A 10,035-nucleotide genomic window follows, 5' to 3' on the forward strand; every position below is an offset into this window, starting at 1 on the left:
GTTAAAGCACTTCACCAGACACATATAAACGATAGAAAAGAGCTAAGCATTAGCTCTTTTTTTTGGTCGCTTGAAAGGGGCGAGTGGCAAGATGATGAGCATAATACCGATAAAGGTTAACGTATCTGGTATCTCATCAAACCATATTGCACCTATTAACGCGACAAACACCAGTCCTGAATACTCAGCCAAGGCAATTTGGCTAGAGTGTGCTTTTTGGTAAGCAGCAACCGCAAGGCCGTTGTAACTCAAGATTAACGTTGCACTGAGTGCTATGTATCCCAAATGCTCCACCGATACGGGTTGCCAGTATAGGAAGCACAGTACCAATGATGCTGGAATAGAGAATAACGTTGTCCACCACAGCGTAGTGATCACCGTTTGCTCACTCGGAAGCTTTCTTACCAATACATTGAACAGTGCGAGCGTCAGAGCTGTGCCTAATGCAAACAATGCAGCCCAATGAAATTGCGATGGCCTCAAGACAATCAATGCACCAATAAAACCGATAGTGGTGGCGATGACCTTGCCAAGTGCTGGTTGCTCTTTCAGTAGAAACATAGATAGAGGCAGCATCAACAAGGGCGCGACATAAAATACAGCGTTGGCGGTAGCCAAAGATAAGTGGGTAATCGCGACAACCATACATCCACTGCCAATTAGTATTAGCTGTCCGCGTATGATGGTCACTTTGGCTTGCTGTAAGCGTCGTTGTTCCTTTTTCTGCTGTAGCCACAAAGGGGTGATGATGAGCAGAGATATCAACTGTCGGAAAAAAATATACTGAAGAGGTGGCACTTCGCCATTCAACAGTTTTACCGCTACGTCGGAAAGCGAGGCAAACAAATTACCTGCAATCAGCAATAGGATACCGACAGTGATATTCGACATTACTTCTCTAATCTCATATCAATGTGCGGAATATCGTCTTCCAAGTACATCTCAGAGATCGTTTTGAAGCCGTGGCTCGCATAGAAAGCTTCTAGGTGTTGTTGCGCACCAATATCGATGGTCTTGCTCGGCCAAAGAGCCTCACAGCGTGTTAACGCTTCTTTTATCAATTGATGGCCTAAACCATCACCTCTTGCCGATTGCTTCGTTGCCACTCGACCGATGCTCGTGTTGTCGTAAGAAGTTCCTGGTGGTAACAAGCGTGCACACGCCACTAACTCTGCATCAGCATAGCCAAGCAAGTGTTCAACACCCGCGAGTGTATCTTTACCGTCGAGTTCTGGATAAGGGCAATTTTGTTCAACGACGAACACATCTACTCGTAATTGAAGTAGTTGATAAAGCTGCTGTGTTGAAAGTTCAGAGAAGGGAATTGAGTGCCAAGTGATCATGTTTACATCCAGAGATTATCGATGCTCTGAATGTACTATGTGCGATGATTGTTGGCATTAACTATTGTTAATTCGACCTTTGATTCTGCTCAGGCTGATTGCGGTTATTCCTAGGTAGGCTGCAATTTGATTGTCGTTCAAGCGCTGCTCAAGGTCGGGATAGTGCTCGCAGAACAGCTGATAACGTTGCTCTGGTGTATAGAGCAGCATGAAGCGTTCTTTGTTTTCCTTATGCATCAGTTGTGTTTCTAACAGCTTTAAATACAAAGGATTATTTGATGCACGCCACTCGATAACCGCATTCATTGGCAGCTCTAACATGGTGATGGGTGTCAGCGTTTCTAATAGGTAAGGAGAGGCTTGGTTCTTTATCAGACTCTCAAAGCCGATGATCCAATCTTGTTCCCAGTAGAACTCTTTACTGTATTGCTTACCATCATCAGTGAGGTAGCAAGCATGACATAAGCCTTCAAGTACAAAGTAGATTGAACTCGCCATCTCACCTTGATTGATCAAAATGTGTCTGGTTGGTAGCTCAAGAGGCTTGGCGACAGCAACTAGAGATTCAATCTGACTTTCTGAGAAGTCGAAGCTTTGCAGTTGTTCGATAAAAGAGGTGTGCATGAAAATAACCTAACCCAAATAAGTGTCGAAATCATCGCACTTATTTGAGTGTAGGTACAGAGCAGGCGAAATCAGCGTTGAGCATGTTGCTCTAGATAGTCTTGAGCAAGCTCTCTGCCCATGTATTTACCCAGAGTTTTCAGTGGTACCTTTTTAAGGTTCACCACAATCAAGCCATCCAAGGCATCATTAAATGATGGGTCGACATTAAAACACACCAGTTTACCGTTCATCCCTAGATATTGGCGCAGCAGCACCGGCAGGCCTTTACCTTGCTCCATGCGTGCTAATACTTTAGAGAGCAGAGGCACACTCGCCAGTGACGATAACAGATGATTTTGCCAGAACACATGATTACTGGTATTGAGTGGTGAAGAAGGAGAAACCAGGTTTGCTTTTTCTTCGTCATAATGATGTATCGATAAGGTCGTCGCAATCAACAGGCGAGCATTATGACTGTAATCATTACTGATACTGACTGGGCCGAATAGGTGAGTGTATTGAGGGTGACGATACACGAAGGCCGCGATACCTTTCCACAATAGTAATAGTGAGTTAAGGCTCTTCTGATAAGGCTTGCTCACTACAGAACGCCCAAGCTCGATACTGTTGTCTAAGGTATCGATGAATTCTTGATTGTAGTTAAACAGGCTACGAGAGTAGAGCTTATCAAGTCCGTGCTCAGCGATGAGTTTGTCGACCATACCAAGTCGGTATGCACCCACTAACTCAGCCTTGGTTTTATTCCAAACAAACAGTTGGTGGTAGTAAAGGTCATACTCATCTAAATCACAGGCAAGCCCGCTGCCTTCGCCGACCTCTCTAAAGCTTTCTTCTCTTACTCGACCAATCTCGCGCATTAAATTGGGGATCGACTGGCTCGGCGTGCAATACACCTCAAAATCGCCCTGTTCGAGTAATCTCATTTCTTGAGGAAGTGACGCGACTTCTATAGAGAGTACTTCTGATGGAATAGGCGTAATAACCTGAGTGTCAAAAGAGGGCGCATGGATTGGCGTGTTAGGGCTATCTTGTTGACTCATCAGATAGGTATTGAGTCGCAGATAGTTGACGATATCCATCTCTTGTTCAAACGATTTTATCTCTGAGTATGGGATTGAAGAACCAATAGAGATAGAGATGGTAGTCGCTCTTTTATTAAGAAGTTCACGGCCAAGTAAAGCCGTTCTCAGCAGTGGATGAACTCGTCCGGCTTGGTAGAAAAGCTCACTGTTTTTACCATTGATAAAGATAGGAACCGTAGTGGCTTGGTGTCGTTTAACGAACTTGGCAACCGATTTGCTCCATTCGATGTCTGTCAGTGTTTTTGCCCCTTTACGGTAACTCGATACTTCGCCCGCAGGGAACACAATCAATAGCCCCCCGTCTGCCAAATGACGATTGGCATCTCGAATGGCTTTAGCGTTGGTTCGTTTCGATTCTTTACTATTAAAGACATCGACTCCGATGAAAAGATCATCCAGTTCAGGCAGTCGCTTGAGCAACTCATTCGCCAACACCTTCACATCCTTCCTTACCGATCCTACGAGATCAGCAAGGATCACACCTTCAATCGCGCCAAGCGGGTGGTTAGCCACAATCACAACCGGTCCTTCCTCAGGAATATTGTCAGTGGCGCCTGCTGAAACAGAATAGTCGATATTCAATGCCGACAGGGTGTGATGCATGAATTCAAAACTAGATAACTCATCAGGTCTATCTTGATAGAGTTTATCTAGCTTAGATAGCCCAGTTGCCCACTCGACAACAGACTCACCTAAACCAAAAGGCGTGTAACGTGGTAAACGAAAAGGACTATCAATCATAATGAAGCTACCTTATTGACTAAAGTTGTTTAGGAAACCGTCTTGATTCTTGAAATCTTTCACACTTAAAAATGCACCGCACAACCACACTAGGCATGCCATACCAAACAGTAATCCGCCGTCATAACCGACAATTTCACCCGCTGCATTAAACTCAGGCATTTGAATACCGAGCGGCGTAAACAGATGGAAGAAAATCGCGCCACTCATGATCCCTACGCTCATGATGGCACCCAGGCCATGCCAACGAGTAAACAGCAAAATGGCAGCAATCAATTCAGCGAACCCAATCAAGTAGCCGCCAAATGAACCGAACCAACTTAGTCCAGACCATGTCGCCAAGGTGCCAAAGATATGCTCAGTCTCGTATGAGCCTGTGAACTTAAAAAACAGCGACTGAACAAATACGAAAGCGATAAATGCCGCAGGAATATGTTTAGCTGGAGTGAATGTCATGGTTATTCCCTTATTTGATCAGTTGCGGCCAAACGGTGTCGGCTTTTTGAATATGTTGTGCTCGGTCTTGTTCCCAACGCTGTTTAATCTCTTGGTCGTAGTTGAGGTAAAGCTTGTTATCAACAATTGTCCATTGGTTCGGGTCTCCGGGTGCAAAGTCACTTTTTGCTGAAACAGCCCAAGCGCAATAACCCCCATATTGAGGGGCATATTTTTCAGGATTATTAACAAATAAAGTCAGATTCTTTTCAGAAGAGAAATACCAGTCCGCGCCTTTGTACTCGGTGCTGAATTTTTTACTGCCTTCAATGGGCTTACCTGAAGTGAAATAAGCCACAGTGTCGTAGCCATCGAGCGCCTTGCTGCTAAAGAATCCGGTGTAGATTTCATCCGCGGCAAATACGTAAGGGCTAACAAGTAGCATGACCATGGTTAATAGTTTTCTCATGATGGACTCCATCTATAGATTGATTGCTGGTGATAAATCGAAGGTAAAACGCTGTTGATTTATCTGGCATGGTTTAATGGGTTCACAAGGCGAGCCGGGTGCGTAAAACATAGAGGCTTGGCCGTGTAGATTGCGTAAGTGTGTAAAGCTCACCGTATGTGCGTCTTCGCGATGCATACAGGTCGCTAAATGAGGCTGTTCGCTGTGATGGTGAGAGTGAAAATGAAGTAAATTCTGCTGATTCTTTCCTGTTGTCATAAGCTGATCGTATTTCGCTTGTCGGTAGGCTTGCACTCGCTCTAAATCAACACCGGATGAGAAGAGTGGAGAATCGGTGTCGACGATGTGCTGTTGAATGCCATCCCACATATAGGCGATAACCAAACCATGGTGTTGAGTTAAGTTTGGCGCGAAAGCCAGCAAGGTAAATGGGGCAAAAGAGTGCAGGTCGAGCTTATGAAATGCTTCAGAGAGCTGACTGATATTACGACTCGATGATAGATTCTTGAGTAGCAAACCACGGCTGACTAAAGGTCCAACAGGTACGATGCCTTGATAGTTATTGAGTAGGCATAGCGAAAGCCCAAACTCATTGATACTGATCCAGCTACCACCACCGGTTGGGTCGAGTGGCATGATGATATCGACGCCGTTAGCTCGATATTGTTTAGGTGGCATCGCCAGTGCACGTGTCTTTTGTTCATCACGATTAAAGAAGACCTGATAGCCATTGTCTTCAAGTAGCCAAGATACTGAACACATGATTATTGCTCCCTCAAATAGCTGCTGGTGGTTGGGGCATAACCAAAGGTGTTGCATGTTTCGACATCAAGAAAGGTTGTGATCACCTTGATCATCGCGTAATGATGATTGGCGTGCAGCGCAGCAAAGGTAACCTCTCTTTCTAGCGTAGAAGGCAGGCTGGCGAATACTTGTGTATCCATTGAAACTTCGGTTTGGATCATGATAGGCGCTTCGAGATCTCTGCGGTCTAATCGTTCAAGCCAGTTGATCACGTAATGGATCTCTTTCAACGCAATCGACCTGTCGAATTCCACGGGGTGACCACGACGACGAGTGTTGTAATCAACGGTCGCGTTCTCTTTTAAAATCAGCGCATGAAAAAGATCGAGCGTGTGGCGAGTATGTTCACCAATAGAGCTTGTGACGTGCGGCTTCGCTCGTGTTAGGTAGTCGCTGTCAGAAATCGCTAATAGAAACTCTAAACCCTGATTCAATATCTCTACCGCTCCTTTGATACTAGGAGAGAAAGAAGTGAGGGCGCTCGGTTGGGCTATGGGGTTCATTCATGATCCTCGTACAAAGTTAATCGGTGGTCGGATATTGTTGAACAAGACGTCGCTCTTCTTGCCACGCGTTAAATAAGCTCTTAAAAGAAGGAGGCTGGTGGCCTCTTTGTTTCTGTTGAGCGCCAATATCAAAGAGAATTCGGTATTGCAGGAGTAGCGTTGAAAATATCTCTCGCAGCGGTGTGTTGCGATCCCAGATGTGCCCGGCCTCACTGCTTGCGCCATTGACCTCAAGGATAGTGAAGTCCTCGCCGTTCATTAGGCTGTGCATGTCCTTGAATTTGACGTCGAGTCGTCCAAAGTGAAAACCATCGAAGTCGTCGAATATCTCGTCTAAGCGTTCGGTTAAAGCCTGAGTTATGTATTGGTTGCCGTCTCGGAAGATACAGCCACGGCTATGGCTACCTGCAAACGCGAGTTGGAACTCTTCGCCCTCTGCGAGCACTTGAGCCAATTTATCTTCATGTCTCGGTAAATACAGGTGACTAAGCTGCCCAGCACGCGGGCTATTTTCAATTAACTGCTTGAGTGTCGAGCTGCCATCGCCCACCACCATTGGTGCGTATTTGAGTGTGATCGAGATGATCTCGCCTTGCTTTTTATTTGGGTAGCGAACATAGAAAACACCCGCTTCGGCTTGATAAGGCGCCTTTTCTTGCAATAGAAAGCGAGCATTATTTGGGAAAGATTCAACATACTGCTCAAGTTGATCTTGTGTGTTGATCAGCTTAACGCCAACACCTCGACAACCAAGATCCGGTTTGGCCACAATCGGGAAATCGAGATCCGACTGTATGAGTGCGCTGCGCGCATCTTCGGCTTGTTTCTTACTGCTAAGATCCGTTTTGGTTAAGGTGATAAACGGAGAGATCCAACGCTGACTCGATGATCCGGCAAGGCTCAGTATTTCGTGTTTTGATTCGCCTACCATACCGCTTAACTTAATACTCGGATTGGCGATGAGCGGTAGCGCCCAGTCAAAGTGCCGTAACCCTTGCATCAGGCTTTGAATCACCACTGGCGTGTAGAAGAACCACGTTGGAAGAAACTCATAAGGAGAGACACTGCGTACGGTATCTTTTTCAAGCAAGGGCATGCCTGCATTGATTTGATGTGCTGGAATGACGCGAATATCTTGCGGTGAACTCATGATAATCCTCTAGAGTAGGTTCTATTCATTAATCGATTGCCGATAAACAGCAAAGCGATGGCACACGGGATGATGATCCATTGATATTCAGAGGCTTGCAGCCACGCTGATGTCCCTAAATAGTAGATGGCAGAGAAGACAATGCCAGTCCAGAGCGCAGTGGCACTAATAACGGCAAACAAGAAAGTCGGCAGTGGGATTGCGAAAAAGCCACTTAAGGTAAAACCGACGGTACGAAGGCCGGGAATAAAGCGGATGACAAAAAGACTGCTGAAAGCGTTTTGACGTAATTTAGTGCGAAGTGCACGAAAGTATCGGTTGGTGAGGGCTTTGTAACGAACTCCTCGGAAATAACGTCCTGATTTACCTAGGTAATAGAGGCCGAGATCACCTGTGGCAATGCCGATGAAAATGGCAAGCAACGCGTATTGAGGAAGCATGAGTCCTTGAGTTGCTAAACCTGCCGCAGTAACAATCGCCAGATCTTCAAGCAAGTAAGAAAGCGCGATAATGCCAAGCATCAGCCATAGCAGCGATTCTTCTCCTGTATTTAACCATGCTTGAATACTCTCGACGGTGCTCATCAAATCCCCTTATCTATCCTATAGATGAATGGCTTATTGGCCATTCATTGAGTGTAGTAAATTAAATAGACAGGAGGAGCAGAGAAAAACTTACAGCTGATTAGTGTTTTTTGTGGGGACTTAAATCGATTGACGGTTTGAGTCATGCTGTTTGGGGGTTGAATTAGCGGGTGTTTACGGTGAGAAAAGTAGGGCAGTGGATTCGATTTATAAATAACAAAAGAAAAAGGCTGAGTCGTTAAACTCAGCCTTTCAGAACGTTAACTATGGATTACAAGGTAATCTATTTAGTTAGGTCAATCTGGTAAACAGCAAAACCAACATCGTCAGTCGCAACACGTTTCATCGGGTATTGCCCCTTTTCTTTGATGAACTCTGCCGCTTTGTCGCTTGGAGATGTTTCAAAGCGGATATCTAGCTTTTTATCCGTTTTGATTGGCGCAAATGACCAGTTGTTATCAGCCGTTGGGCTCACTTGACCTTGCTCTTTGCTCACTCGAGAGATGTAGTTCGCTAGAACAGTACGGTTCTCATCTGGTGCATCAAATGCGATGAAGTCTTCACCCGTACCTGGGAACTTATTGCTGTATGCTCGGTAGTTGTTGGTTGCGATCAGGAAGTCTTGCTTCACGTCGATTGGCTTACCTTGGTAAGTTAGACCTACGATACGCTCAGAGCCTTCATTAATAACTTTACAGTTACCATCGTATTTTGCTGGTTGTGTAACATCGATTTGGTACTCAACGCCATCGATGACATCAAAGTTGTAAGTGCGGAAGCCATCCCATTCAACCAACTGCTGTGGTGCGGTCGAATTAACATCTATTTGTTGGAATTGACCAGCAGAACACTCAAGCCACTCTTTTACTTCGTGGCCTGTTACCTTCATTGCAACTAGCGTGTTCGGGTAAAGGTATAAGTCAGCCGCGTTACGGAATGTCAGTTGACCAGATTCAACTTCAGTGAAGTTCGCTGGGTCATTCTTACGGCCGCCTGCTTTGAATGGTGCAGCTGCTGAAAGTACAGGTGTGCCATCTAAGTCTGGATCACCTTGGATGAACTGCTCAACGTAATCTTTTTGCGCAAGGTTCACGATTTGAACAGTTGGATCGTCTTGTACTAGAGACAAGAAGCTGTACATCACATCGTCTGCTTTACCAATCGGTTGGTTAACAAACTCACGAGTACCTGCGTGGTCTTTTTCTAGTGCAGAAACGATGCCTTCATCAGCAGCAGCAAGAGATTTCTTTTCTACCTTGTCGTAGATTGGGCGTGCTTCTGATTGGCCTTTAACAACTTCCCACTTACCGTCTTTTTGTGCAAGTGTTAGATCCATAACACCAACGTGGCTACCCCAGCGGCCTGGCATTACAGCCGCAACGCCGTTCATTGTGCCCGTTTCGTTGTTGATGCCTTGAATGTCATCAAAACCTTTTCCTGGGAATACTGCGTGAGAGTGACCAAATGCGATTGCATCAATGCCGTCTACTTCAGATAGGTAGAACGTTGAGTTCTCTTCGCCATTTTTGTACGGGTCAGTTGATACGCCTGAGTGAGGGATAGCAACGATTACTTCAGCGCCTTCCGCTTTCATTTGAGGCACTAACTCGTTAGCTGTCTCAATGATATCGCGAGCGATCACTTTGCCTTCAAGGTTCTTCTTATCCCACGTCATGATTTGTGGTGGAACAAAACCGATGTAACCCACTTTTACTTCATGTTCTACGCCAGCAGTATCTTCAAAGGTGTGCGTCTTGATGATGTATGGCGTGAAGTAGTGTTCTTTGGTTTCTGCGTCGTAAACGTTAGCACTGATGTACGGGAAATCAGCGTCGTTAATAGATTCTTCTAGGAACTCAAGACCGTAGTTGAATTCGTGGTTACCTAGGTTTGCAGCGTCGTAGCTTAGTTGGTTCATTGCTTTATATGCAGGGTGAACTTCGCCAGCCTCGATGCCTTTGTCTGCCATGTAGTCACCCATTGGGCTACCTTGCAGCAAGTCACCGTTATCAACTAATACGCTGTTGGTTACTTCGCTTTGAGCTTCTTTTACTAGAGTTGCAGTACGTGCTAAGCCGATTTTTTTCGACGGCTTGTCTTTGTAGTAGTCGTAATCCATTAGGTTGGTATGGATATCCGTCGTTTCTACGACACGTAATTTAATCACTTCATCGGTATCTGGTGTTGTTGTGCAGCCTGCTAAAGTCAGACCAAGACCAGCAAGTACAGCCAATGACAAAGGTTTCATTGCAACTTTCATTTTGGAGCTCCAAAGTGGATTAGTAGAAAATTCG

The 10,035-nt window shown here is 45.4% G+C and carries 11 protein-coding genes; all 11 read right to left on the bottom strand.

Annotation, left to right across the window (positions count from 1 at the left end; all coding sequences use genetic code 11):
* Positions 1-42: 42 nt before the first annotated feature.
* Complete coding sequence (locus AB6D07_RS07075; RefSeq protein WP_012604900.1) at positions 43-891, bottom strand: DMT family transporter; 849 nt, start codon at positions 889-891, stop codon at positions 43-45.
* On the bottom strand, positions 891-1,343 hold the full coding sequence (locus AB6D07_RS07080) for a GNAT family N-acetyltransferase (protein ID WP_017103594.1): 453 nt from the start codon (positions 1,341-1,343) through the stop codon (positions 891-893). The genes AB6D07_RS07075 and AB6D07_RS07080 overlap by 1 nt, the downstream gene beginning before the upstream one ends.
* Before the next feature lie 57 nt (positions 1,344-1,400).
* The gene (locus tag AB6D07_RS07085; protein ID WP_017103593.1) at positions 1,401-1,967 is read right to left on the bottom strand and encodes a Crp/Fnr family transcriptional regulator; all 567 of its coding nucleotides are present in this window, start codon (positions 1,965-1,967) and stop codon (positions 1,401-1,403) included.
* A gap of 71 nt (positions 1,968-2,038) precedes the next feature.
* Entirely contained in the window at positions 2,039-3,793 is a 1,755-nt protein-coding gene (locus AB6D07_RS07090) for a lysophospholipid acyltransferase family protein (RefSeq protein ID WP_017103592.1), read from the bottom strand.
* A gap of 12 nt (positions 3,794-3,805) precedes the next feature.
* Positions 3,806-4,249 (bottom strand): hypothetical protein, encoded by a 444-nt coding sequence (locus AB6D07_RS07095; RefSeq protein ID WP_004735264.1) that lies wholly within the window; start codon positions 4,247-4,249, stop codon positions 3,806-3,808.
* A gap of 10 nt (positions 4,250-4,259) precedes the next feature.
* On the bottom strand, positions 4,260-4,697 hold the full coding sequence (locus AB6D07_RS07100) for a YHS domain-containing (seleno)protein (protein ID WP_004735265.1): 438 nt from the start codon (positions 4,695-4,697) through the stop codon (positions 4,260-4,262).
* Positions 4,698-4,709: 12 nt separating this feature from the next.
* Positions 4,710-5,459, bottom strand: coding sequence for an NRDE family protein (locus AB6D07_RS07105; RefSeq protein ID WP_017103591.1), 750 nt, complete (start codon positions 5,457-5,459; stop codon positions 4,710-4,712).
* Between the two features lie 2 nt (positions 5,460-5,461).
* Positions 5,462-6,004, bottom strand: a complete 543-nt coding sequence (locus AB6D07_RS07110; RefSeq protein WP_017078811.1) for a DinB family protein — start codon at positions 6,002-6,004, stop codon at positions 5,462-5,464.
* A 19-nt stretch (positions 6,005-6,023) separates the two neighbouring features.
* Complete coding sequence (locus tag AB6D07_RS07115; protein ID WP_017103590.1) at positions 6,024-7,157, bottom strand: ATP-grasp domain-containing protein; 1,134 nt, start codon at positions 7,155-7,157, stop codon at positions 6,024-6,026.
* Entirely contained in the window at positions 7,154-7,741 is a 588-nt protein-coding gene (locus tag AB6D07_RS07120) for a DedA family protein (RefSeq protein WP_017096577.1), read from the bottom strand. The genes AB6D07_RS07115 and AB6D07_RS07120 overlap by 4 nt, the downstream gene beginning before the upstream one ends.
* 283 nt (positions 7,742-8,024) lie before the next feature.
* On the bottom strand, positions 8,025-10,001 hold the full coding sequence (locus tag AB6D07_RS07125; protein ID WP_017096578.1) for a bifunctional 2',3'-cyclic-nucleotide 2'-phosphodiesterase/3'-nucleotidase: 1,977 nt from the start codon (positions 9,999-10,001) through the stop codon (positions 8,025-8,027).
* Positions 10,002-10,035: the final 34 nt, after the last annotated feature.

Origin of the sequence: Vibrio sp. 10N.239.312.C11 (assembly GCF_041466065.1) — a bacterium.
Taxonomy (GTDB): domain Bacteria; phylum Pseudomonadota; class Gammaproteobacteria; order Enterobacterales; family Vibrionaceae; genus Vibrio; species Vibrio tasmaniensis_A.

Bases quoted from the DNA above. Each gene is read 5' to 3' on its own strand.
- AB6D07_RS07075 (WP_012604900.1), bottom strand. From the start codon at position 891: ATGTCGAATATCACTGTCGGTATCCTATTGCTGATTGCAGGTAATTTG.
- AB6D07_RS07080 (WP_017103594.1), bottom strand. From the start codon at position 1,343: ATGATCACTTGGCACTCAATTCCCTTCTCTGAACTTTCAACACAGCAG.
- AB6D07_RS07085 (WP_017103593.1), bottom strand. From the start codon at position 1,967: ATGCACACCTCTTTTATCGAACAACTGCAAAGCTTCGACTTCTCAGAA.
- AB6D07_RS07090 (WP_017103592.1), bottom strand. From the start codon at position 3,793: ATGATTGATAGTCCTTTTCGTTTACCACGTTACACGCCTTTTGGTTTA.
- AB6D07_RS07095 (WP_004735264.1), bottom strand. From the start codon at position 4,249: ATGACATTCACTCCAGCTAAACATATTCCTGCGGCATTTATCGCTTTC.
- AB6D07_RS07100 (WP_004735265.1), bottom strand. From the start codon at position 4,697: ATGAGAAAACTATTAACCATGGTCATGCTACTTGTTAGCCCTTACGTA.
- AB6D07_RS07105 (WP_017103591.1), bottom strand. From the start codon at position 5,459: ATGTGTTCAGTATCTTGGCTACTTGAAGACAATGGCTATCAGGTCTTC.
- AB6D07_RS07110 (WP_017078811.1), bottom strand. From the start codon at position 6,004: ATGAACCCCATAGCCCAACCGAGCGCCCTCACTTCTTTCTCTCCTAGT.
- AB6D07_RS07115 (WP_017103590.1), bottom strand. From the start codon at position 7,157: ATGAGTTCACCGCAAGATATTCGCGTCATTCCAGCACATCAAATCAAT.
- AB6D07_RS07120 (WP_017096577.1), bottom strand. From the start codon at position 7,741: ATGAGCACCGTCGAGAGTATTCAAGCATGGTTAAATACAGGAGAAGAA.
- AB6D07_RS07125 (WP_017096578.1), bottom strand. From the start codon at position 10,001: ATGAAAGTTGCAATGAAACCTTTGTCATTGGCTGTACTTGCTGGTCTT.